The 21,212-nt window shown below is 64.7% G+C and carries 27 protein-coding genes; 17 read left to right on the forward strand and 10 right to left on the reverse strand.

Annotated elements, in window-relative coordinates; all coding sequences use genetic code 11:
- Positions 1 to 7: 7 nt before the first annotated feature.
- The 10 genes from fliE to motA form a co-directional block, all read right to left on the reverse strand.
- Positions 8 to 334 carry a flagellar hook-basal body complex protein FliE gene (gene fliE / locus ABLE91_RS01830; protein ID WP_348927869.1) on the reverse strand — a complete coding sequence of 109 codons (327 nt, stop codon included), beginning with the start codon at positions 332 to 334 and terminating at the stop codon, positions 8 to 10.
- A complete protein-coding gene (gene flgC, locus ABLE91_RS01835) occupies positions 334 to 753 on the reverse strand; it encodes a flagellar basal body rod protein FlgC (protein ID WP_348927871.1) in 420 nt (139 codons plus the stop codon). Before flgC ends, fliE begins: the two co-directional genes overlap by 1 nt.
- The gene (flgB, locus tag ABLE91_RS01840) at positions 750 to 1,136 is read right to left on the reverse strand and encodes a flagellar basal body rod protein FlgB (protein WP_348927872.1); all 387 of its coding nucleotides are present in this window, start codon (positions 1,134 to 1,136) and stop codon (positions 750 to 752) included. The genes flgC and flgB overlap by 4 nt, the downstream gene beginning before the upstream one ends.
- Before the next feature lie 77 nt (positions 1,137 to 1,213).
- Positions 1,214 to 1,597, reverse strand: coding sequence for a BspJ family T4SS effector nucleomodulin (locus ABLE91_RS01845; protein ID WP_348927874.1), 384 nt, complete (start codon positions 1,595 to 1,597; stop codon positions 1,214 to 1,216).
- Between the two features lie 55 nt (positions 1,598 to 1,652).
- Positions 1,653 to 2,735 carry a flagellar biosynthesis protein FlhB gene (gene flhB / locus ABLE91_RS01850; RefSeq protein ID WP_348927876.1) on the reverse strand — a complete coding sequence of 361 codons (1,083 nt, stop codon included), beginning with the start codon at positions 2,733 to 2,735 and terminating at the stop codon, positions 1,653 to 1,655.
- Positions 2,736 to 2,743: 8 nt separating this feature from the next.
- Positions 2,744 to 3,766 carry a flagellar motor switch protein FliG gene (locus ABLE91_RS01855; protein WP_348927877.1) on the reverse strand — a complete coding sequence of 341 codons (1,023 nt, stop codon included), beginning with the start codon at positions 3,764 to 3,766 and terminating at the stop codon, positions 2,744 to 2,746.
- Between the two features lie 14 nt (positions 3,767 to 3,780).
- Positions 3,781 to 4,146, reverse strand: coding sequence for a flagellar motor switch protein FliN (gene fliN, locus ABLE91_RS01860; protein WP_348927878.1), 366 nt, complete (start codon positions 4,144 to 4,146; stop codon positions 3,781 to 3,783).
- Between the two features lie 47 nt (positions 4,147 to 4,193).
- Entirely contained in the window at positions 4,194 to 4,514 is a 321-nt protein-coding gene (locus ABLE91_RS01865; protein ID WP_348927880.1) for a hypothetical protein, read from the reverse strand.
- Positions 4,495 to 5,424, reverse strand: coding sequence for a flagellar motor switch protein FliM (locus ABLE91_RS01870; protein ID WP_348927881.1), 930 nt, complete (start codon positions 5,422 to 5,424; stop codon positions 4,495 to 4,497). The genes ABLE91_RS01865 and ABLE91_RS01870 overlap by 20 nt, the downstream gene beginning before the upstream one ends.
- A 1-nt stretch (position 5,425) precedes the next feature.
- Positions 5,426 to 6,316 (reverse strand): flagellar motor stator protein MotA, encoded by an 891-nt coding sequence (gene motA, locus ABLE91_RS01875; RefSeq protein ID WP_348927883.1) that lies wholly within the window; start codon positions 6,314 to 6,316, stop codon positions 5,426 to 5,428.
- Between the two features lie 170 nt (positions 6,317 to 6,486).
- Between motA and ABLE91_RS01880 the strand changes: the two genes are divergently transcribed.
- The 17 genes from ABLE91_RS01880 (at position 6,487) to ABLE91_RS01960 (ending at position 21,207) form a co-directional block, all read left to right on the forward strand.
- Positions 6,487 to 7,260 carry a DUF1217 domain-containing protein gene (locus ABLE91_RS01880; RefSeq protein WP_348927885.1) on the forward strand — a complete coding sequence of 258 codons (774 nt, stop codon included), beginning with the start codon at positions 6,487 to 6,489 and terminating at the stop codon, positions 7,258 to 7,260.
- Between the two features lies 1 nt (position 7,261).
- The gene (flgF, locus tag ABLE91_RS01885; RefSeq protein WP_348927886.1) at positions 7,262 to 7,984 is read left to right on the forward strand and encodes a flagellar basal-body rod protein FlgF; all 723 of its coding nucleotides are present in this window, start codon (positions 7,262 to 7,264) and stop codon (positions 7,982 to 7,984) included.
- Between the two features lie 8 nt (positions 7,985 to 7,992).
- The gene (gene fliI / locus ABLE91_RS01890) at positions 7,993 to 9,315 is read left to right on the forward strand and encodes a flagellar protein export ATPase FliI (protein WP_348927888.1); all 1,323 of its coding nucleotides are present in this window, start codon (positions 7,993 to 7,995) and stop codon (positions 9,313 to 9,315) included.
- An 84-nt stretch (positions 9,316 to 9,399) separates the two neighbouring features.
- The gene (locus ABLE91_RS01895) at positions 9,400 to 10,683 is read left to right on the forward strand and encodes a flagellar hook protein FlgE (RefSeq protein ID WP_348927890.1); all 1,284 of its coding nucleotides are present in this window, start codon (positions 9,400 to 9,402) and stop codon (positions 10,681 to 10,683) included.
- Between the two features lie 34 nt (positions 10,684 to 10,717).
- Positions 10,718 to 12,145, forward strand: a complete 1,428-nt coding sequence (flgK, locus tag ABLE91_RS01900; protein ID WP_348927892.1) for a flagellar hook-associated protein FlgK — start codon at positions 10,718 to 10,720, stop codon at positions 12,143 to 12,145.
- A 4-nt stretch (positions 12,146 to 12,149) separates the two neighbouring features.
- Positions 12,150 to 13,187 carry a flagellar hook-associated family protein gene (locus tag ABLE91_RS01905; RefSeq protein WP_348927894.1) on the forward strand — a complete coding sequence of 346 codons (1,038 nt, stop codon included), beginning with the start codon at positions 12,150 to 12,152 and terminating at the stop codon, positions 13,185 to 13,187.
- Between the two features lie 18 nt (positions 13,188 to 13,205).
- Positions 13,206 to 13,553: a flagellar biosynthesis regulator FlaF gene (gene flaF, locus ABLE91_RS01910; RefSeq protein ID WP_348927895.1), complete on the forward strand. Its 348-nt coding sequence runs from the start codon at positions 13,206 to 13,208 to the stop codon at positions 13,551 to 13,553.
- Positions 13,550 to 14,011, forward strand: coding sequence for a flagellar biosynthesis repressor FlbT (gene flbT / locus ABLE91_RS01915; protein WP_348927897.1), 462 nt, complete (start codon positions 13,550 to 13,552; stop codon positions 14,009 to 14,011). Before flaF ends, flbT begins: the two co-directional genes overlap by 4 nt.
- Positions 14,008 to 14,400 (forward strand): flagellar hook assembly protein FlgD, encoded by a 393-nt coding sequence (gene flgD, locus ABLE91_RS01920; RefSeq protein WP_348927899.1) that lies wholly within the window; start codon positions 14,008 to 14,010, stop codon positions 14,398 to 14,400. Before flbT ends, flgD begins: the two co-directional genes overlap by 4 nt.
- Positions 14,401 to 14,403: 3 nt before the next feature.
- A complete protein-coding gene (fliQ, locus tag ABLE91_RS01925) occupies positions 14,404 to 14,670 on the forward strand; it encodes a flagellar biosynthesis protein FliQ (protein ID WP_348927901.1) in 267 nt (88 codons plus the stop codon).
- Positions 14,671 to 14,736: 66 nt separating this feature from the next.
- Entirely contained in the window at positions 14,737 to 16,827 is a 2,091-nt protein-coding gene (gene flhA, locus ABLE91_RS01930) for a flagellar biosynthesis protein FlhA (RefSeq protein ID WP_348927902.1), read from the forward strand.
- Positions 16,824 to 17,579, forward strand: a complete 756-nt coding sequence (locus ABLE91_RS01935) for a flagellar biosynthetic protein FliR (protein WP_348927904.1) — start codon at positions 16,824 to 16,826, stop codon at positions 17,577 to 17,579. The genes flhA and ABLE91_RS01935 overlap by 4 nt, the downstream gene beginning before the upstream one ends.
- Positions 17,580 to 17,586: 7 nt before the next feature.
- Positions 17,587 to 18,000, forward strand: coding sequence for a hypothetical protein (locus ABLE91_RS01940; RefSeq protein ID WP_348927906.1), 414 nt, complete (start codon positions 17,587 to 17,589; stop codon positions 17,998 to 18,000).
- Positions 18,001 to 18,046: 46 nt separating this feature from the next.
- Positions 18,047 to 18,550 (forward strand): rod-binding protein, encoded by a 504-nt coding sequence (locus ABLE91_RS01945; RefSeq protein ID WP_348927907.1) that lies wholly within the window; start codon positions 18,047 to 18,049, stop codon positions 18,548 to 18,550.
- On the forward strand, positions 18,547 to 19,008 hold the full coding sequence (locus ABLE91_RS01950) for a hypothetical protein (RefSeq protein ID WP_348927909.1): 462 nt from the start codon (positions 18,547 to 18,549) through the stop codon (positions 19,006 to 19,008). The genes ABLE91_RS01945 and ABLE91_RS01950 overlap by 4 nt, the downstream gene beginning before the upstream one ends.
- Positions 19,005 to 19,520, forward strand: coding sequence for a hypothetical protein (locus ABLE91_RS01955; RefSeq protein WP_348927911.1), 516 nt, complete (start codon positions 19,005 to 19,007; stop codon positions 19,518 to 19,520). Before ABLE91_RS01950 ends, ABLE91_RS01955 begins: the two co-directional genes overlap by 4 nt.
- Positions 19,521 to 19,536: 16 nt before the next feature.
- Entirely contained in the window at positions 19,537 to 21,207 is a 1,671-nt protein-coding gene (locus ABLE91_RS01960; RefSeq protein ID WP_348927913.1) for a methyl-accepting chemotaxis protein, read from the forward strand.
- Positions 21,208 to 21,212 lie beyond the last annotated feature (5 nt).

A 21,212-nucleotide genomic window follows, 5' to 3' on the forward strand; every position in this document is an offset into this window, starting at 1 on the left:
TGCGTCCTCAGATCGCCATACGTGAAATTTCTTGGTAGGCCGAAACCACCTTGTCGCGGACCGCAACGACGGTCTGGAGTGACTGCTCCGCGTTCATGATCGCTTCGACCACCCGCTGAACGGACGCCTTGCCCTCGACGCCGGAAATGGCTGCCGCCTCGCTCGCCTTCAGCGTCGACACGGCGTTGGAAGCAACGTCGGCGAGCACTTCGGTGAAGCTCGTGGGAGCGACGCCGCTCGTTGCTGCTGCGCCGGGGGCGTTTTCAAGCGAGACCGAGGAGGAGGTGCCCGGCCCGGTGACCCGGGTCGTGAAACTCGAGATGGCGTCGATCATCAGCTGCTCCTCAACAGGTCGATGGTCATGGCGACCATGCCGCGCGCCTGCTTGATCATCTGCAGGTTGGCCGAATAGGAGCGGCTGGCCTCGCGCATGTCCGCCATTTCCACGGTCATGTTCACGTTCGGATACTTGACGTTCCCGTCGGCGTCCGCCGCCGGATTGCCCGGCTCGTGTTCGACCCGGAACGGCGCCTTGTCGACGCCCATGGACTTCACCTTCACCACGTTCACGCCAAGGGCGCGGTCGAAGTCGGGGGCGAGGTGGACGGTCTTGCGTGTATAGGGTCCGGCGCCGGTGGTGCTGCCGGTGGAGCGCATGTTGGCGAGGTTTTCCGCGACGATTCGCATGCGCATGCTCTGGGCTTCGAGGCCCGAGCTGGCGATGGACGTTGCGGCCTTTAATGGATCGATCATCCCTGAGACCTCACGCTGGCCAGCATCATCCGGTGGAAGGAGCGGGTGATGCTCATGTCGAGGGTATAGGCGCGGTTGACCTCGTCGGCCTTGACCATCTCCTGCTCCAGGGTGACCGAGTTGCCGGAGTGGTTGACGTCCCACGTGTCACGGCCGTCGAGACGCGCCTGGCGGGTCCCCGCATCGCGGATGTCCATGTGGCCGGCGGCGGTTTGCGCCACCTGCAGATGGGTCTTCGACAGCACCGCCGAGAACGGCTCCACGTCCATGGCCTTGTAGCCGGGGGTGTTCGCCTGGGCGATGTTGCTGGTGATGGTGGCCTGCCGCAGCGTCGCCCATTGGGCATGCCGGGAGACCAGATCGAAGAGATAAATGGGCTCCAAGAGGGCCTCCGCACGGTTCCAGGAGACCTTAAGAGAGCAACCTTGCACGAGGCTGGCCGCCGCGCGCCGCACCGTCTTTATTGGCGGGTGAGACGGGCCTCGGAGAGGGCGCGCGCGAAGCGACGAAGATTCTCTTCGGGCCCGCCCAGCGCCTCGCTGAACAGGATGCCGTCGATATGGACGCCGACAGCCTGGGCCTCGAAGGTCACGCGGAAGAAGGCCGCGAGGCTGTCATGGTGCAGCTCGAGGTCGAGGGAGACTTCGGGCGGAAAGCCCCAGACGGTGTCGACACTTGCGTGGCGTCCGTAGCGCAGCAGGCCGGGCTTCAGCGTCAGTTCCGCGGAGGAATCGACGATGTCGTTGATGTTCTCGCCCTTGTCCGCTTCGATATAGGAGATGAAGATCCCTGCACTGATAAGGCAGAGTTCCGAGAGAAAACCTTTGAGGTTTTCCGCAAGCATCTTCTCATAAGGAAACACTACGCGCCCGGGTAGAGCGCGCGCGTCCAGGAAGCGTTCATTGCTTGAGATTGCCATCTTTACCTCGGGAGTAGAGATAGAAGAGGATATTGGCGACCGGCCGGTAGAAGTCCGGCGGAATCCATTGGTCAACTTCCACGGCGTCATAAAGGGCTCGCGCCAGCTGCCGGTCTTCGATCACCGGCACGCCGTGGCGCTCCGCAATTTCGCGGATCTTGAGGGCGATCAGGTCCAGTCCCTTGGCGATCACCAGCGGGGCGCCGCCTTTCGTGCGGTCGTAGCGGAGCGCGATGGCGTAATGGGTCGGGTTGGCGATCACGAGGGAGGCGCCGGGGACGGCGTTCATCATGCGCCGGCGCGCCCGCTCCAGCGCCAGGGAGCGCAGGCGGGCCTTCACCAGCGGGTCACCCTCGGCCTGCTTGTACTCCTCCTTCACCTCCTGCTTCGTCATGCGCAGTTCCGTGCGCCAGTGGACGCGGGTCCAGACGAGATCGACGGCGACGAGCACGATGGTGGCGACGCAGACCGCTGAAATGAGGCGGGTGGCAAGGTTCAGCACCACCGACGGCAGCATCAGCGGGTCGGTGAATATGGCGTTCATCACGTTCGCCTGCTCGGAATAGAGCAGCGCCACGCAGACCACCGATATGACCACGAACTTGAACAGGGACTTTCCGAATTCCACGTATCCCGGCGTGCCGAAGATTCGCGACCAGCCGCTCGCCGGGGACAGCCGCGACCATTGAGGGCGGATGCGCTCCAGCACGAGGCGCGGGGTATTCTGGAACAGGGACGCCACAAGGCCTGCGAGCATGAGCACCACGACGATCGGCAAGAGAAAGCGGCCCGCCATCTCCAGCGCGCTCCACAACAATGCCGTGGCATCTTCGCCAGTGGCGATGGGATAGCCAGCAGGATCGTCGACGAAGCGTGCAAGGCCCTCGGTCAGGAGGCTGGTCTGGGGGCCCGCGAAGAAGGAGAGGCAGACAAGGATGCCCACCAGCGAAGCGAACAAGGGGGCTTCACGGGAGAACGGCACATTGCCCTTCTCCACCGCCTCCGAGATTTTCTTCTCGCTGGCGTCTTCTGTTTTGCTCTCCTTATCCGCATCCTCGGACATCGGCGCGCCTAGCCGATATAGGCGTCATCAGCGCCGGTGCTGATATCGATCTCTCCCTTGCCCGCAAGATCGAGGGCAAGGTCGGTGATGAAGCGGCGGGCCTCCTGCACGTCGCGATGCGGCGCCGGCTCGCCTCCCTGCAATTCCTGCTCGATCATGCGGCGCACGCGCGAGGAGATGGACTGCAGGATGGCCTCGCGGAAGACGGGGTCGGTGCCCTTCAGCGCGAGGACGATCTTTTCGGCCGGCACCTGGTCGAACAGCAGGGTCTTGGACCGCGCCGGAAGATCCATGATGTCGTCGAAGGTGAAGAGCAGGCTCTTGAGGATCTCCGCCGATTTGGGGCGGGTGGTCGCAAGATTCTGGAGCACCTGATCCATATCGTTGCGCTCCATCTTGTTGATGATATCGGCGATGCGCGAATGGGTATCCGCGGCGGCATTTCGCGCCAGATTCATCATGAAGTCTTCGTGGATGGTGTGCTCGATGATGTGCATCGTCTCCTCGACGATGGGCTTCACCGTGAGCATGCGCCGCATGACGCCGTTGCGCACATGCTCGGGCAGATGCGCCATGACCTTGGCGGCGCAGGCCGGCTTCACCTTCGAGAGGACGAGCGCCGCCACCTGGGGATGTTCCTTCAGGATGTAGGCGGCGATGGTGCTTTCCGAAACGCTGGAGATGCGGTCCCAGATGGAATGGTTGGCCGCACCGAGAACATCGTTCATGACCTCGGAGACTTGCTCGGGCGACAGGAACGCGCTCAGGATGCGCTCCACGTCTCCGGGCGTGCCGGCAATGTTGGCGCCGGCCACGAACTGGGACGCGAACTCCTCAACCGCCGCCTCGATCTGCGCGGTGGAGATCGAGCGCATGTCCGCGATGGCGCGGGTGACGGTCTTCAGCTCCTCCGCGCTGAAATATTTCATGAGGCGCCCCGCCATGGGCTTGCCCATGGTCATGAGCAGCGCGGCGACGCGCTCCACCCCTTGGAGCTGACGTTGCTGGGTTCTGGTGCTGGCCGCGGCCATGGCGGTGTTCCGCCTCAGCTCGTCACTTCGCCGCCGCCGGGACCGACGATCTCGGTCAGCGAAACGCCGAAGCGGGAATTGTCGTCCTCGACCACCACCACCTCGCCCCGCGCGATGATGCGGCCGTTCACGACGATGTCCACGGGCTCACCCACGCGGTGGTCGAGGGGCACCACGGCGCCGCGGCCGAGCTTCATGAGCTGCGCAACGGGCATGGAGGCGGAGCCGAGCACCACCTGAAGCAGAACCGGCACGCGCAGCAGGGAATCAAGGCCCTTGCCCGCGCCGAAATGCTCCAGCCCCGCGCGCTGGGCGGTCGCCGTATCCGAGCCGGCGCCTTCAAAATTTTCCAGCTCTTCGGAATCGAGGAGCGATGCCATGGTGTCTTTCGAGTTGCTCATCGGAAAAGTCCGTTCTGGAGCGCGCGTCAGCCGCGGCGGTCGAATGAGACGGGTCGGGCGGGGATGCGTCCGGCCGGCACGTGCTGGCGACGGTCGAGTTCGATGATGAGCGACTGCGCCTCATCGATCTTGCTGCCGAGCGAAACGATGAGGCTGCGCCCGTCGCGGTTCAGCACGTCGACCGCCTCGCGGGCCGTGTTCAGCGCGGCCACGGTCTCACCCAAGGCGTGCTCGTATTCGGTCTGGCTGGTGCGCAGCGCGCTCAGCTTGCGATAGAGCATGACGACGACAGTGCTTGTGACCACGAGAGCAGCCAGCAGCACCAGATCAACGGGGAATGATGTCATCCAGGAACTCCTGCTCAAGATCCACGGGGTCTTCCACGCGCACCACATAGGAGCCCTCGGCCTGGCCGAGGGTGCACCAGAAGAGCGGGTGGTCGCTGCTCTCCAGCTTCATCTTGCTGCGGGGAGTCGCCTGGAGCTTCAGCACCTGGCCGACCTTCAGGTCCGCCACGTCGCCGAGGGTGACCTGGCGCTCCTCCATGATGACCCGCAGCGTCACCTCCGCCCGGTTCACTTCGGAGCGGATGTGGCGCGTCCAGTTCGGGTCCCGGGTGGACACATCGTCAGCCGTCACGCGCGAGAGCCGCTGGCGCATGGGGGTGAGTGCCGATTGCGGGATGATGACGAACATCTCGCCGCCGCGATTGATGGCCTGCAGCAGGAATTTCGAGGCGATGGCCAAATTGTTTCGCCGGCCGATCACCGCGAAATCCATGCGGGTTTCCAGCCGCTGGAACGTGAAGGTCGCCTTCTTCACGAGGGCGAACGACGTCGCGAGCGCCTTGCCCATCTGCTCGAAAAGCGCCTGCGCGATGCGGATCTCGATATTCGAGAAGCTGCGTTCGTCGTCCACCGGCGGCTCAGAGCCGTCGCCGCCGAACAGAACCTCGACCATGGTGAAGACGAAGTCGCGGTCGAAGCCAACGATGATGTGGCTGTCCCATTCGGGAACATGAAATACGCCGGCCACCGCATTGGCCTCGTACATTTCCAGCATGTCGCCGATGCGCCCGCTCTCCAGGTTACTCAGCGAGTAATAGGCCTGGGACGCCGCGTACTGGCGCAGGCCGTCCGCGCAATGGGTGGCCATGCGGTCGAAGATGACATGCAGCATGGGCAGCTTGTCGAGCGACAGGCCCGCCGCGTCGAGCAGCATGTCGCGGATGTCCTGGTGGGAAACGGCTGCGTTCATGTCAGGCCGCCTGCTGCACGGGGGCCGAAGCCGGTTGGATGGCGTGAGAGATGGCCTCGTTCTCCACCTCGTCGATGGTCGGCCTCTCGCTGGAGGAAATGGTCTTGCGCCCATGCTCCAGGGCGATCTGCGGCAGCGCGCCGTTCATGAAGGCGATCAACGACTGCTTCACGATGATGAAGGGCTGACATTGCTTCTCCCGCGTCAGCTTGATCTTGGTGGCGAGCGGAGAGAGCACCGCATAGGACAGGAAGATACCGATGAAGGTGCCGATAAGGGCGGCGGCGATGTAGTGCCCAAGGATTTCGGGCGACTGGTCGATGGCGCCCATGGCCTTCACGACACCGAGCACAGCCGCGCAGATGCCGAGCGCGGGCATCGCATCAGCGACCGTGCTCACTGCCGAGGCTGGCTTGGTCTTTTGCTTCTTCACCGTCGAGATCTCCTGCTCCATCAGGGCTTCGATCTCGTGGGAGCGCGCATTGCCGATCACGATCAGGCGCGCGTAGTCGCAGATGTACTGGGTCAGCTCCTTGTCCTTCAGGATGCTCGGAAAGCTCTGGAAGATGGCGGAGTTCTGCGGGCTGTCGATATGCTGCTCGACCTCGTTGCGCGGCTTGGAGCGGAGATCCCGCATCAGCGCGTAGAGGAGGCCCAGGATCGCGATGAAATCCTTGCGCTTCGGCACGGCGCCGGTGACCGCCTCGACGAAGGCCAGGCCCGTATCCTTGATGGTGTACAAGGGGTTCGCGATGATGAAGGTGCCGAGCGCGATGCCGACGATGATGATGTATTCGGACGGCTGCCAGATCACCCCGACATTGCCGCCCATCGCGATGAACCCGCCGAGCAGCGAGCCGAGGCCGACGACCAATCCAATCAAGACGCCCAAGGCGAATCCCTCCACAAGCCCCAGCGGTTCTACGAGGCCAGGATTGCGCGAGGCTTGATTCCGAGAAGGCAGGCCGACGCAAGCTTGAGAAGAGATGCTGAGAGCGGCTGCCTCTGCGGGCGCCGGGCAGGTCCACGATCCGAGCCACGATCTTGAGCGAGGGACGCGCGATGGATACGACATTCGCCACATATCAGTATCTGACACGCAACCTCGACCGCACCCTCGAGCTCAAGCAGAAAGAGCCGACGGTCTCGCTTGAGACGAAATACTATCTGGATAACGTCGAGAGCATCAAAAGCATCGACGATTTCATGAAGAACACCCGAGTCTATAACTATGCGCTGAAGGCGTTCGGCCTGGAAGACATGGCCTATGCGAAAGCCTACATCCGCAAGGTTCTGGAAGAAGGGGTGATGGACAAGACCTCGTTCGCCAACCGGATCAATGACGATCGTTTCGTCACCTTTGCCAAGGCGTTCGATTTCGAGACCTATGGTGAGAACACCACGCTGAGAATGGCCACGGGCCAGGAGGTGGTGGACAAGTATGTGCGCCAGTCGCTGGAAGTGGACCAAGGCGCGGAGAACCAGGGCGTCCGCCTCGCGCTCTACTTCAAGCGCGCCGCTCCGGACGTCACCACAGCCTACGGCCTGCTCGGCGATCAGGCGCTGTGGCAGGTGGTGAAGACCATCTTCGGCTTTCCCGACGCCATGGCGAACGCGGACATCGAGCGCCAGGCCCAGGTCGTGGAGAAGGCCCTGGATGTCAAGGACCTGCAGGACCCCGCCAAGCTCGACCGCCTCATCCAGCGCTTCACCGTGATGTGGGACGCGACCCAGAACGCGAGCCCCGCCCCGGTTCTCCAGCTCTTCGCCGGCGGCGACGACACGGCCGGCTACGACTTCTCCATGTCTCTCCTCAACCTCAAGTACGGCGGCTGAAATGGCCTCCAGCATTTACGTCGCCCTCTCGGCGCAGAGCACGATGGAGCGGCGCCTCGCCACCATCGCCACAAACCTTTCCAACATGAGCACCCCCGGCTTCCGCGCCGAGGAGGTGAAGTTCGAGACCCTGCTTTCGAAGATGGGTCGGAACAGCGTCGCCTTCGCCAACGATGGCGAGGTCTTCACCTCCCTCAAGTCCGGCCCGGTCACGTACACCGGCAACACCCTGGACGTGGCGGTGCGGGGCGCCGCATGGCTCGGCCTCGACACCCCGGCGGGGCGCGTGCTGACCCGGGACGGGCGCCTCCAGATCAATGAAAACGGCGAGCTGAAGACGCTGGACGGCTTCGCGGTGGTCGATCCCGGCGGCCGTCCGATCCTGCTCGATCCGAACGGCGGCACGGTGAGCATCGGCATGGACGGCGCCATCACCCAGGCCGGCCAGCCCGTGGGCAGCATTGGCGTCTTCGAGATGTCGCCCAATGCCAAGCTCGTCCGCTACAGCAATTCCGGCGTCATCCCCGATCTGCCCCCCAACCCGGTGATCGACTTCACCAATCAGGGCGTGCGGCAAGGATATATCGAGGGTTCCAACGTCGATCCCATCATGGAAATGACCAAGCTCATCATGGTCCAGCGCGCCTTTGAAAGCGCGGCCATGGCGGTGCAGGCGGGCGAAGACCTGACGCAGCAGGCGATCACGTCACTCGGCCCGGCCTGACGCGCGCCATGAACGCCCTGGCGCGCCTCGGTACCGCGGTGGACGGCTGCATCAACGAGCTGCCCATGACGCGCGTCGCGGGCCATGTGCGCGAGGTCGCGCCGACCCATGTTCGGGTGGCCGGTCTCTCGTCCCATATCCGCCTCGGCGACCGCGTCAGCATCGAGGAGGCCGGCCGCGCCACCATCGGCGAGGTGGTGCGCATCGACAGCGCGGCCGCGACCGTAAAGCTGTTCGACGAGCGTGCGCCGGTAGGCATCGGCGCCTTAGCCTACCGCACGGGAGCGCTTGCGCTCAGTCCGTCCCCCTCATGGAAGGGGCGCGTCGTGAACGCGATCGGCGCGCCGCTGGATAATCTCGGGCCACTCGTGCGCGGCGAACGGTCCATGCCGTACGACGTCGAGCCGCCGTCCGCCATGCAGCGCAGCCGCGTGGAGGCGCCCTTGAAAACGGGCGTGCGGGTGCTGGATCTTTTCACGCCCATCTGCAAGGGCCAGCGCATCGGCATCTTCGCCGGCTCAGGCGTCGGAAAGTCGACCCTGCTCGCCATGCTGGCCGGCTGCGAGGGCTTCGACACGGTGGTGGTGGCCCTGGTGGGCGAGCGCGGCCGCGAGGTCCGTGAATTCCTGGAAGGCCCCCTCGCGCCCAACCGGCACCGCTCGGTGGTGGTGCTCGCCACCAGCGACGAGAGCCCCATGATGCGGCGCCTCGCGCCCCAGGCGGCCCTTTGCGTGGCCGAATATTTCCGCGACCGCGGCGAGAGCGTCCTGCTCATCGTCGACAGCGTGACCCGGTATGCCCACGCCGCGCGCGACGTGGCACTGGCGGCCGGGGAACCGGCTGTGGCGCGCGGCTACACACCCAGCGTCTTCAGCACCCTGCCGAAGCTCCTGGAACGCGCCGGACCCGGCCTCGAGGGCACCGGCTCCATCTCCGCCGTCTTCTCGGTGCTGGTGGACGGCGACGACCATAACGATCCCGTGGCCGACGCCATACGCGGCACCCTTGACGGCCACATCGTGCTCGACCGCGCCATTGCCAATGAAGGGCGCTTTCCCGCCGTGAACGTGCTCACCTCCATCTCCCGCCTTGCGGAGCTGGCCTGGACGCCCGACGAGCGGGAGCTGGTGCGCAAGCTGCGCACCCTTATCGCGCGCTTCGAGGACACGCGCGACCTGCGCCTCATGGGCGGCTACCACCCTGGCAGCGACCCGGATCTCGACCGGGCCGTCACCCTCACGCCGCGCATTTATGAAGCGCTGCGCCAACTCGCCGACGCCCCGCCGAGCCGCGATGCGTTCGCGGAGCTTGCTCAGGCCATACAGGGCTGAGCTCGCCAGTTTCGCACAAGCTAAATGGCCTTAAATGCAGCTGCGCTTCATCAATGGAGCGGCTGAGTTCGTGGAGCTTCCAAGATGAGCCTTTACGGCATGCTGCGTACCGGTGTCTCCGGGATGAACGCGCAATCCAACAAACTCGGCACGATTGCCGACAATATCGGCAATTCCGGCACCGCCGGCTACAAGCGGGCCTCCACGGAATTCTCCTCCCTGCTGCTGGGAACCACTGGCGGCCAGTACAATTCGGGCGCCGTGAACACCTCGGTCCGATATGCCATCAGCCAACAGGGCGCGCCGAACTACACCACCTCGCGCACGGATATGATGATCCAGGGCAACGGCTTCTTCATGGTGGAGGACGCCTCGGGTCAGCCCTTCCTCACCCGCGCCGGCAATTTCACGGTCGATGGCTCCACCGGAAACCTGGTGAATGCGGCCGGCTATGTCCTCCAGGGCTACGACATCACCAATGGCCCGGCTCAGATCAATCTGAACAGCACGGCCGGCATGGTGCCCATCAATCTTTCAGCGGCGAAGTTCGACGCGGTTCCCTCCACCGCGGGCTCCTTCTCGGCGAACCTCCCCACATCCGCGGCCGTCGTGCCCGCAGCCCAGCTGCCCTCGGCAAACCTTGCCACCTCCACCTATTCCGCAAAATCGTCGATCACCACCTATGACAACCTCGGCAATGCGGTGGTTCTCGACATCTACCTGAGCAATACGGGTGGTACGCCTGCGGCCTGGGAAATGGCGGTCTACAATCGGGCGAATGCAGCTGCCGGCGGTGGTTTTCCCTATGCAGGCGGACCGTTGACGACCACGACCCTCAACTTCAATGCGAACGGCAACCTGAACATCGGCACCGGCGCTGGTCAGACACGATCCCCCATGGCTCCGTTCACCATCCCCGGGGGCCAGCCGTTCAGCTTCGATATCTCCAACATGACCAACCTCAATGCCGCCTACACGCCGACCGACCCGAAGGCGAACGGCAACGCGGCGAGCCTGATCGATAACGTGACCATCGACGATGACGGTGTGGTCTCGGCCCTTGATCCGAGCGGCCAGAAGCGCCCGCTCTTCCAAATCCCCCTCGCCACCGTGCCGAGCGCCGACATGCTCGAGCCGGGCGCCGGCAACGTGTTTCAGGTGACTGCTGCCTCCGGCAACATTCAGATCGGCATCCCGAACCAGGGTGGTACCGGCTACATCGTTTCCAGTGCCACCGAGCAGTCCAACGTGGACATGGCGACGGAGCTCACCGACATGATCGTCGCACAGCGCGACTACACAGCCAATTCCAAGGTCGTCCAGACCGGCTCCGAGCTCCTGGACGTGCTGATGAACCTGAAGCGCTGATCGCGTTCCAACGCGTGTGACCTGAGAGATCGCCATGAGCCTTTCGCTTGCTTTCAACTCGGCGCGTTCGTCGCTGATGGCGACCTCGTCCCAGATCGAGGTTTCGTCCCGCAACACCGGCGGGGCGGACATGCCGGGCTATTCCCGCAAGATCGCGAATACCACCACCTCCGCTCTCGGATCGGCCTATGTGGTGCAGGTATCGCGGGCAAGCGATCAGGCGCTTTACAACCGCATGATCTCCGCCACATCGCGCACCGCCGGACAGCAGGCTCTGCTGTCCGGGCTCAATCAGCTGCAATCGGCGGTAGGCACCCCCGACAGCGCCAACTCGCCTGCCGCCCGCATCAGCGCTCTCGCCGATGCTCTGGCCCAGTTTCGGAATGCTCCGGATGAACCGGGCATGGGCACGAATGCAGTCCTGGCGGCCCGCGATCTTGCCGCTTCGCTCAACAGCGCCGCGGCGGGCGTGCTCGACGTCCGCAGCGATGCAGACGCGGCCATCGCCGATTCGGTCTCCCGGGTGAACGACCTGCTCCAGCAATTCGCCGTCGAGAACAGCGCCGTGGTCGGTGGCACTCTGAGCGGCGCCGACGTCACCGATGCCCTCGACCGCCGCGACAGCATCCTCTCGCAGCTCTCCGAGGAGATGGGAATCTCCACGGTCACCCGCCCTGGCAATGACATCGTGATCTATGCCGCCGGCGGCGCGACCCTGTTCGAGAAGACCCCTCGCGCGGTGACTTTCCAGCCGACCGCGGTTTACGGCCCGGGTACCACCGGGGGCTCGGTCTTCGTCGACGGCGTGGCCGTCACCGGCCCGTCAGCGCCCATGCCGCTCACATCCGGCCGCATCACCGGGCTTACCCAATTGAGGGATGACGTTGCCGTCACCTTCCAGACGCAGCTCGACGAGATGGCGAACGCGCTCGTCGCCAGCTTCTCGGAGCACACCACGCTCGCTCCTCCCCCCGCCCCTCCCTCCGCTGCGGGCCTCTTCCAGGCGGGCGGCTCACCGGGGTCGGCCAGGAGCATTACGGTCAATCCGCTTGTCGATCCCGCGCAGGGCGGCTCGGCCGACAGGATCCGCGACGGCATCACCTACGACTACAATGCCGATGACGCGACGAGCTTCCCGGACCACCTCCAGCAGCTCGTGGACGACCTCTCGGCGCAGCGCACATTCAGCCCCACCGGACAGATCGTGACCCAAACCAATCTGGCGGATTACGGCTCGGCCTCCGTCGCCTGGCTCGCCGCCCAACGGCAGGCGGCATCCACCTCGGCCGATACCGAGGCCGCCCTTCTGTCCCATGCCTCGACCGCGCTCTCCAATGCGACCGGCGTGAACATGGACGAGGAATATATTCACCAGCTCGACCTGGAGCACAGCTACCAAGCGTCCTCCAAGCTGATCGGTGTGATCAACGAGCTTTACGACACCCTCCTCAACATCAGGTGATGCCGTGAGAACCAGCTTCCTTTCCACGCTCACCATCAATAACGGCCCCCGCAACGCGCTGCCGCGGCTTCAGGCTGAGGCGCTGAAAGCCAATACCGAGCTCACCACCGGCAGCCGCGCGGATCTGGGGCTCGATCTCGGCGTCCGCGTCGGGCAAAGCGTCTCCCTGAGGCAGGAAAAAGCGAGCCTGCAGTCGCTGATCGACAGCAACGCTTTGGCCACCGGCCAACTCGAGATCGCCGAGGCGGCGGTCGACGACATGACCGCCAGCGCCAACGACATGATGAAGACCTTGATCGCGGCGCCGGGCTCGAGCAGCGCCGAGGTCATCCGCAACCAGGCGCGCAGCAGCCTGAATGCCTTCATCGCCACCGCCAACGCCACCGACGGCCGGCGCTATGTCTTCGGCGGGACGAATACCGGCGAGCAGCCGCTGAACGACTATGCCGGCGCGCCGAAGGCCGCCATCGACGCGGCCTTCGCGGCGGCCTTCGGGGGACGCACCCCGGACGATCCGACCATCAGCGACATCTCAGCGGCGGACATGGCGGCCTTCATCGACAATCAGTTCGCGGCCGAGTTCGACGATGCCAGCTGGAAGGCCAACTGGTCGACCGCGACCGATGCCTCCCGCACCGCCCAGATCTCGCCCACCGAGAAGGTCGCCGTCTCCGCGAGCGCCAACGACACAGCCATACGCAAGCTCGCCATGGTATTCACCATGGTCGGGGAGCTCGGCACCGTCAATCTCTCCGAGGCAGCGCGCCAGGTCGTCATCGAGAAGGCCCGAAATCTTCTGGGACCGGCCGTCACCGATCTCACCACCATCGGCGGCAAGATCGGAACCTCGCAGCAGCGGATCGTGACGGCGAACGAGGTTATGAAGCGCGCGTCCTCGACCCTCGACGATAGAATGTCCGCGCTGGAAGCGGTCGACCCCGCGGAGGCCAAGTCACGGCTCGATATGATCACCACCCAGATCGAGATGTCCTACTCGCTGACGCAACAAATAATGAAGCTTTCGATCATCAACTACGTCTAGTTGAGGGGCATCGACGCCATGTACAGAATTTCTTATGCGGAGATCATCAACGACTCCAGCACCGAGATGCGCGAACAGGAACGCCTCGCGCTTGACCACGCCATCGAGCTCCTCACCCGAGCCGAGGAGCAGGGCCCGAATTCGGACGAGGCGGTGCAGGCCGTCCTCTATCTCCAGAAGCTCTGGGGCTTCCTGATCAAGGATCTCTCCGATCCCGGCAACGAGCTGGCCGAAGCCCTCAGGGGCAATCTCATCTCCATCGGCCTCTGGGTAATCAAGGAGGCCGATCAGATCATGCAGCAGAAGTCCAAAAGCTTCTCCGGCCTCATCGATGTGACGCGTAGCATCCGGGACGGACTGGCATGACAAAGCGAATGCAGATCAGCCTCAAGCCGGGCGAACGCATCTTCCTCAATGGCGCGGTGGTCCGGGTCGACCGCAAAGTGACACTTGAGTTGATGAACGACGTGGCCTTTCTGCTGGAGAGCCATGTGCTCCAGATGGAGGACACCACCACCCCGCTCCGCCAGCTCTATTTCGCCGTGCAGACCATGCTCATGGCCCCCCGCGACGCGGAGGCCGCCTATGTGCTGTTCGGCCAGCAGCTCTCCTCGCTCATCGGCGTGTTCGAGAACAAGGCCATGCTCACCTCGCTGCTGCAGGTGGGCACGCTGGTGGACCAGAACCGGCTGTTCGAGGCCCTGCGCATCATACGCTCCCTGTTCCCGGTCGAAGATCAGATCATCAACAGCGACAGCGCCGCTTCGCTGAATCCGGTGCCGCGGATCGACGCCGCCCCCCCTCTTATGGAGATCACGTTATGAGCGTCAGCCCCATCGGGACGAACCAGCAGTCCAACGCCGCCTCGAACAACTCGTCCAAAACCGTGGACTACAACGCGTTCCTGCAGCTTCTGATCGCCCAGATGAAGAACCAGGACCCCACGGCGCCGATGGACTCCACGCAGTACATGGCGCAGTTGGCGTCCTTCTCACAGGTGGAGCAGAGCGTCTCCACCAACTCCAAGCTGGACTCGCTTCTGACCGCCTCGGCCCTGCAGAATGCGGACGCCGCCATCGGTCACAACATCACCAGCGCGGACGGCACGGTCACTGGGGAAGTGGCCTCGGTGAAGATCTACAGCGACGGTGCCATCGCCACCCTCAAGGACGGGCAGCAGGTTCTCCTCGGCCCCGGCGTCACGATCTCCTGAGCCATGACCGAAGCGGACGCACTCGACCTGGTACAATCGGCCATCTGGACCATCCTGGTGGCCGCGGGGCCGGCGGTGGCCGCCGCCATGCTGGTGGGCATCATCATCGCCCTGCTGCAGGCCCTCACCCAGGTCCAGGAGATGACGCTCACCTTCATCCCCAAGATCATCGCGGTGCTTGCCGTCACCGCGCTCACAGGCTCGTTCATGGGCGGTCAGATCCTCGCCTTCACTGAGCAGATCTACGGACGGATCACGACGGGCTTCTGAGGGGACCGGCTAAAGCGTGACCTGCCCTCAATCTTTGTGGACCTGGCTCTGGAGCGAGGCTGAGCGATGACCGATATCTCCGCGAGCACGGCAGCGGCCAGCCCCCCCGCCTCCCGGCGTGACATCGGCTTCGCCATTGGCATGGTCGCCATCCTCGCCGTCCTGTTCCTGCCGATCCCGCCATTCCTGATCGACATCGGCCTCGCGCTCTCGATCGCACTGTCCGTGCTCATCCTCATGGTGGCGCTGTGGATCGGCAAGCCGCTGGAATTCTCCTCGTTTCCAACCGTGCTGCTGATCGCGACGCTGCTGCGCCTCGCGCTCGGCATCGCCACGACCCGCCTCATCCTCGCCCATGGCGGAGACGGCGTGACGGCCGCCGGCCACATCATCCATGGCTTTTCGCAGCTGGTCATGAGCGGCGACTTCGTCATCGGCATCGTGGTGTTCCTGATCCTGGTGACGGTGAACTTCCTCGTCATCACCAAGGGTGCGACCCGTATCGCGGAAGTGGGCGCACGCTTCACGCTCGACGCCATCCCCGGCAAGCAGATGGCCATCGATGCCGACCTCAATGCCGGCCTCATCAATGACAAGGAAGCCCAGAGACGCCGGTCCGAGCTGGAGGAGGAAAGCTCCTTCTTCGGCTCCATGGACGGCGCGTCCAAGTTCGTGCGCGGCGAGGCCATCGCTTCGCTCATCATCATCGCCGTCAACATCTTCGGCGGCATCATCATCGGCGTGACCCGCCACGAGATGCCGCTCAGCGAAGCCGCGGACATCTATACCCGCCTGTCCGTGGGCGACGGCCTGGTCTCGCAGATTCCCGCCCTCATCGTCTCGCTGGCCGCCGGCCTCCTCGTGTCGAAGGGCGGCACGAAGGGCTCGGCGGAAAAGGCCATCCTCGGGCAGCTCGGCGCCTATCCGCGCGCTCTGTTCGTGGCCTCGGGCCTGATGTTCGCGCTCTCCATCGTGCCCGGCCTGCCCTTCCTGCCCTTCGCTTCGCTCGGCGGCTTCCTCGCCTTCGTCGGCTACACCATCCCGCGCCAGATCGCCCGCAAGCAGCAGGCCGAGGAGGACTTGGAGAAGGCGAAGCAGCAGCAGGCCGTGGCGGACGCGCGCGATTCCGTGAAGGAATCGCTTCGCACCCACGAGATCGAGCTGGCGGTGGGCAAGCAATTCGCCACCACCGCCCTGCGCGCGCCGCAGGAACTGGCCCACCGTCTCGGCAAGATGCGGCGCAAGTTCGCCCAGCGCTACGGCTTCGTGGTCCCGGAGATCAAGGTTGGAGAAGATCTCGGCGTCGCCAGCAAAAGCTACCAGATCAAGGTGCATGGCACCGCCGTGGCGACGCAGGACGTGCGCCTCGGCGAGCTGCTGGTGGTCACCGGCGACGGCCCGAAGCCCGACGTCCCCTGCGATGAGGTCCGCGAGCCCGCCTTCGGCATGAAGGCGGTTTGGATCTCGGAAGCCTATTCCTCCGAAGTGCGGCGGGAAGGCTTCAACCCCATCGATCCGCTCTCGGTCATGCTCACGCATCTGAGCGAGGTCATCAGCAACAACCTGCCTCAGCTGCTGTCCTACAAGGACATGCGGACGCTGCTCGATCGGCTCGACCCGGAATACAAGCGCCTGATCGACGACATGTGCCCGTCGCAGATCTCCTTTTCCGGCCTTCAGGCGGTGCTGAAGCTGCTGCTGGCCGAGCGGGTGTCCATCCGCAACCTGCACCTCATCCTGGAAGCCATAGCGGAAATCGTGCCCCATGCCCGGCGCTCGGAGCAGGTGGTGGAGCATGTGCGCATGCGCATGGCGCAGCAGATCTGCGGCGACCTCTCCGAAGGTGGCATGCTGAATGTGCTGCGCCTCGGCGCGAAGTGGGATCTCGCCTTCCATGAGAGCCTGAAGCGCGACGGCAAGGGCGAAGTGGTGGAGTTCGACATCGACCCGCGCCTGGTGGAGCAGTTCGGCGTGGATGCCTCCGCCGCCATTCGCGAGCGCATGAAGCAGGGCGGCAGCTTCGTTCTGGTGACCGCGCCGGATTGCCGGCCCTATGTGCGCATGATCATCGAGCGCATGTTCCCCTCGCTTCCCGTCCTCTCGCATGTGGAGATCGCGCGCGGGGTGCAGATCCGCTCCCTGGGCACGGTCGCGTGAACGCGGAGTTCCAGACGTGGATACTCCATGCCTTTCTGATCTTCTGCCGCATCGGCGCCTGCATGATGCTGATGCCTGGCCTGTCCTCAAGCCGGCTGCCGGTGCAGGTGCGGCTGTTCTTCGCCATTGGCCTGTCGCTCGCCTTGCTGCCCGTCGTGGAGCCGCAGATTCAAAGCGGGGGGAACCCGTCCACCGTGCCGTCCCTGCTCTGGACCATTGTGACGGAGCTGGGCACGGGCGCGTTCATCGGCTTTCTCGCGCGCATCTTCTTCCTGGCGCTTCAGGCGCTGCTGGCAGCCTCCTCGCAGATTATCGGTTTCACGGGTCTCGCCGGCACAGTGGTGGACGATGGCGAGCAGGCGCCGGAGATCGCGACGCTGCTGACGCTCGTTGCCACCGCCCTCGTCTTCCTCTCCGGCCTCCATTGGCAATTGCTGCGGGGCCTGGTGGATTCCTACAGCCAAATGCCCATGGGGCAATTCGCCGGCGCGGCGCGGTTCCTCACCGCCGTGGTGGACCAGCTCGGCACCACCTTCATCCTGGCGCTGCGCATCACCAGCCCCTTCTTCATCTATTCGCTCATCGTGAATTTCGCAGTGGGCCTCACCAACAAGATGGTCCCGCAGATCCCGGTCTATTTCATCTCCATCCCGATCGTCACGGCGGGCGGCCTGCTGCTGCTCTATTTCATGGTGACCGAGATGCTCACCGACTTCCTCGACGCCTTCGGCGCCTGGGTGACGGGGATGTGAGACAGACATGAGCACGCGCACGCGGAAAATCCGCCGCATCCTGGAGCTCCAGGACCTGCTCCACCGCGCAAGCGAATGGAAGCTTGCGGGCATCCGTGCCGAGATCGCGGAGAATCACCGCACCCGCGACACCCTCATCAACACCCTCTCCGACGAGGTGCTCGGGCCACTGCTGGTGGACGTGACCGCACGGCGCCTACGCACCGTCGCCCTGGTGCATGGCCAGCTGACCCGCGCCGAGGACGTGCAGGTCGCCCAGGTGCGCGAGGAGGCGAGGCGGCTGAAGCAGGTCGAGCGCATGGCGGAGACGGTCCGCCGCGCGGACGACCAGGCCCGCGAGAAGGCGGATCTCCACACTTTGCTCGATGGCATCGCTGCCAAGCCGGCGCCCACCGTGGATGCAAGCCTGCCGCCAGCTTGAGACAGCATGGTGGTTGCTCGAAAACCTGAGCCTCGGTGCAGGAACAATGGGCATCCAACCTCCTTCCGACCTGATCCTCGACGTGATCAACGCCGCCGACCCCATGAAGGCGCAGGCGATGGCCACGCGCCTGAAGCAGGCGGCGGCATCTCCCACCCCCTTGGGATATACCGCCGGCTTCGATGATGAGATGAAGCAAGCGGCCCTGCCGCTTGAGCAGATGTCGTTGCTCAGCGCCTCCTCCTCGGTGAGCCTGCGCAACGCCACCGCTCTCTCGCAGAAGAACGGCACGAACTCGTCGAGCGAGGCCTATCGCCGCTTCGAGGCCATGGTGCTCTCGAGCTTCGTGGAAAGCATGCTGCCCACCAAGGCGAGCACCGTGTACGGCTCCGGCACCGCCGGCGACGTCTGGCGCTCGATGCTGGCCGAGCGCATCGCCAATGAGGTCGCGAAAACCGGCGGCATCGGCATCGCCGACCGCCTCGCCACCAATGCCGCAAAGACCGGCGCCGACAAACCCGCCCCGACATCAGGAGAGCGCCCACTATGAGCCTCGCGCCCAAGGATACGGTGCTTCCGCTGTTGGCGGTGGAGGCCACGCCGGCCCCGGTGCCGGCCACCTTCGACCACGCGATGGAGGAGCGCATTGCCGGACCGGCGAGCTCCACCCTGACCAGCGCCCTGGAGCGTCTGGAAGAGCTGGTGCGGGAAGAAAGCCACGCGCTGCGCATGCGCACGCCCATCGACTTTGCCGAGATCAGCCGGCGCAAGAGCCGCAGCCTCCTGGAGCTGAGCCGCGTGGCCCGTGCCGTGCCGCCGCGCCTCGATGCCGGCACCGCTGAGCGGGTTCGTGCCCTGCGCGAGGAACTGCAGCAGAATTTCGAGCTTCTCGGCGTCCACCTGGCTGCGGCCCAGGAGGTGGGGACCATCCTCCACGGCGCGCTCCGGGATGCGGAATCCGACGGCACCTATTCCACCACCATCACGTATGGGGGATCGGCGACGTGATCCGCGTCCTCTTCATCGGCCTCTGGGTGTGCATCGTCACGCTGATCTCCAGCTATGGCGCTGCCTATTGGGCGGCCGGCGCGGCCCGGGTCGATGGGGAAGATGCGCATGTGTCCGGCATCGAATATCGCCGCATGCCGTCCATCAACATCCCGATGATCATCGATGGTTCGGTCCGCGGCTATGTGATCGCCAAGCTCGTCTACACCGCCGAGAACAGCAAGCTGCGCCAGCTCGGCATCGACCCCCAGGCATTCGTGACCAGCGCCGCGTTCGAAGAGGTCTACACCAACGGCCGCATCGATACCGGCAAATTAGCCAAGTACAACTTGAAGGAGATGCTCGACAACATCAAAGCAACCACCAATAAAAAGTTAAACGGAGACGTTATCCAGGACGTCCTCGTCGACAGCATCAACTACATAGATAAAAACGATATGAGGAAAATGGCTGAGGCTGCTGGGTCACAGGGGCGAGGAGAAGCGGATAAAGCCGCCAAGCCCGCCAACTGAGACCGGAGGAGGGGAAATGAAAATCATCAATAAAATCTACTCAATCGTCGCAGTTCTAGGCTTATCGACAGTCGCCGTCGCCGGGATCGGCATCTACTCTGTTCACCTTCAGGCCCTCACCGCCGAACGGCTGAAGGAAGCTTCGCAGCGCGCGTTCCTCTCGGAGCGCATCAACGGCCTCGTGACGGCCGTCGTGATGGAATCGCGCGGCGTCTATATGGCCGAGAGCATTGCCGTGGCAAAGCCGTTCGCCGCCGGCATCCTGCGCAACCTCGGCGAGATCGACACCACCCTCGCCGACGCCCGGAAGCTGACGACCGCCAGCCAGAAGGCGACGATGGAAGTTCTCGCCCAGGATCTCGCCAAGTTCAAAGAATTCCGCCTGGAGACGGCACGTCTCGGCACCGAGGTCGGGCCTCAGGCCGCCTCCACTCAGGGTAACAACGACGCCAACCGCGCGAACCGCAAGGCGCTTCAGGCGTCGCTCGCGAGCTATGTCGAGGCGCTGCGGGCCGCTGCCGAGCCGCTCTCCGCCGAAGCCGACGCGATGGAAGCCTGGACCCGGATGATGATCATCGCGACCAGCATCGTCGGCCTCGTGTGCGGCATTGCCATCGCCTTGTTCATCGGCGTCGTGACGCTCAGCCGCCCCATTGTCCGCGTCTCCGCCGTTCTCAAGGAGATGGCTGCCGGCGAGCTCGATGTGAAGGTCGAGAAAGGATCCCGCGACGAAGTCGGGGACCTGTGGCGCAGCACCGGGCGCCTTCTGACGGGGCTGAACGAAGCCGAGCGCATGCGCGAGGAGCAGGCCGCCTCCACCGGGCGCATGGAAGTGGAAAAGCGCACCATGATGAATGCGCTCGCCGAGCGGTTCGACAGCGAGGTTTCGGGCGTCGTGCGCACGGTTGCCGCCGCCGTGAGCCAGCTGGAAGCCAGCGCCGCGTCCATGAACTCGTCCGCCGACGAGACCAGCCGCCAGTCGACCGCGGTTGCCGCCGCGGCCGAGCAGGCGACCAGCAACGTGCAGGTCGCGGCCACCGCCACCGAACAGCTTGCCGCCTCCGTCCGTGAGATCGGCCAGCAGGTCTCCACCGCCGCCCGGATCGCGGGCGACGCCACCGACCAGGCAACCAGTACCGCCGAAGTGGTGCGGGGCCTCGCCACCAGCGCGCAGCGCATCGGCCAGGTGGTGAACCTGATCACCGACATCGCTTCCCAGACCAACCTCCTCGCCCTCAACGCCACCATCGAGGCGGCCCGGGCGGGCGATGCGGGACGCGGCTTCGCCGTGGTCGCCATGGAGGTGAAGACGCTGGCCGAGCAGACCTCCAAGGCCACCGATGAGATCTCCTCGCAGATTTCGGCGGTGCAGAGCGCCACGGGCGACGTGGTGAGAGCCATCGAGGGCATTTCCGGCACCATTCGGCAGGTGGATGAAATCTCCACCTCCATCGCCGCCGCCATCGAGCAGCAGGGCGCTGCCACCGGCGAGATCGCCCAGAGCGTCCTCCAGGCCGCCCAGGGCACGCAGGAGGTGTCGTCCTCCATCTCGACGGTGACCGCCGCGGCCGCCAACACAGGCCGGGTTTCGATCGAGATCGTGCGCTCCGCGTCCGATCTCGCCTCGCAGGCGGGCAGCCTGCGGACCCAGGTGGATGCCTTCATCGAGCGGGTACGCGCCGCCTGATGGGG

Source organism: Aquabacter albus (assembly GCF_040049275.1).
Lineage (GTDB): Bacteria > Pseudomonadota > Alphaproteobacteria > Rhizobiales > Xanthobacteraceae > Aquabacter.

Excerpts from the sequence above, each read along its gene's own strand:
- ABLE91_RS01960 (WP_348927913.1), top strand. The coding sequence starts at position 19,537 with ATGAAAATCATCAATAAAATCTACTCAATCGTCGCAGTTCTAGGCTTA.
- flhB (WP_348927876.1), bottom strand. The coding sequence starts at position 2,735 with ATGTCCGAGGATGCGGATAAGGAGAGCAAAACAGAAGACGCCAGCGAG.
- fliE (WP_348927869.1), bottom strand. The coding sequence starts at position 334 with ATGATCGACGCCATCTCGAGTTTCACGACCCGGGTCACCGGGCCGGGC.
- flgF (WP_348927886.1), top strand. The coding sequence starts at position 7,262 with ATGGCCTCCAGCATTTACGTCGCCCTCTCGGCGCAGAGCACGATGGAG.
- ABLE91_RS01855 (WP_348927877.1), bottom strand. The coding sequence starts at position 3,766 with ATGGCCGCGGCCAGCACCAGAACCCAGCAACGTCAGCTCCAAGGGGTG.
- ABLE91_RS01940 (WP_348927906.1), top strand. The coding sequence starts at position 17,587 with ATGAGCACGCGCACGCGGAAAATCCGCCGCATCCTGGAGCTCCAGGAC.
- flhA (WP_348927902.1), top strand. The coding sequence starts at position 14,737 with ATGACCGATATCTCCGCGAGCACGGCAGCGGCCAGCCCCCCCGCCTCC.
- fliN (WP_348927878.1), bottom strand. The coding sequence starts at position 4,146 with ATGGCATCGCTCCTCGATTCCGAAGAGCTGGAAAATTTTGAAGGCGCC.
- ABLE91_RS01880 (WP_348927885.1), top strand. The coding sequence starts at position 6,487 with ATGGATACGACATTCGCCACATATCAGTATCTGACACGCAACCTCGAC.
- flbT (WP_348927897.1), top strand. The coding sequence starts at position 13,550 with ATGACAAAGCGAATGCAGATCAGCCTCAAGCCGGGCGAACGCATCTTC.
- fliQ (WP_348927901.1), top strand. The coding sequence starts at position 14,404 with ATGACCGAAGCGGACGCACTCGACCTGGTACAATCGGCCATCTGGACC.
- ABLE91_RS01870 (WP_348927881.1), bottom strand. The coding sequence starts at position 5,424 with ATGAACGCAGCCGTTTCCCACCAGGACATCCGCGACATGCTGCTCGAC.
- flgK (WP_348927892.1), top strand. The coding sequence starts at position 10,718 with ATGAGCCTTTCGCTTGCTTTCAACTCGGCGCGTTCGTCGCTGATGGCG.
- flgD (WP_348927899.1), top strand. The coding sequence starts at position 14,008 with ATGAGCGTCAGCCCCATCGGGACGAACCAGCAGTCCAACGCCGCCTCG.
- ABLE91_RS01845 (WP_348927874.1), bottom strand. The coding sequence starts at position 1,597 with ATGCTTGCGGAAAACCTCAAAGGTTTTCTCTCGGAACTCTGCCTTATC.
- ABLE91_RS01950 (WP_348927909.1), top strand. The coding sequence starts at position 18,547 with ATGAGCCTCGCGCCCAAGGATACGGTGCTTCCGCTGTTGGCGGTGGAG.
- fliI (WP_348927888.1), top strand. The coding sequence starts at position 7,993 with ATGAACGCCCTGGCGCGCCTCGGTACCGCGGTGGACGGCTGCATCAAC.
- flaF (WP_348927895.1), top strand. The coding sequence starts at position 13,206 with ATGTACAGAATTTCTTATGCGGAGATCATCAACGACTCCAGCACCGAG.
- flgC (WP_348927871.1), bottom strand. The coding sequence starts at position 753 with ATGATCGATCCATTAAAGGCCGCAACGTCCATCGCCAGCTCGGGCCTC.
- ABLE91_RS01865 (WP_348927880.1), bottom strand. The coding sequence starts at position 4,514 with ATGACATCATTCCCCGTTGATCTGGTGCTGCTGGCTGCTCTCGTGGTC.
- ABLE91_RS01895 (WP_348927890.1), top strand. The coding sequence starts at position 9,400 with ATGAGCCTTTACGGCATGCTGCGTACCGGTGTCTCCGGGATGAACGCG.
- ABLE91_RS01945 (WP_348927907.1), top strand. The coding sequence starts at position 18,047 with ATGGGCATCCAACCTCCTTCCGACCTGATCCTCGACGTGATCAACGCC.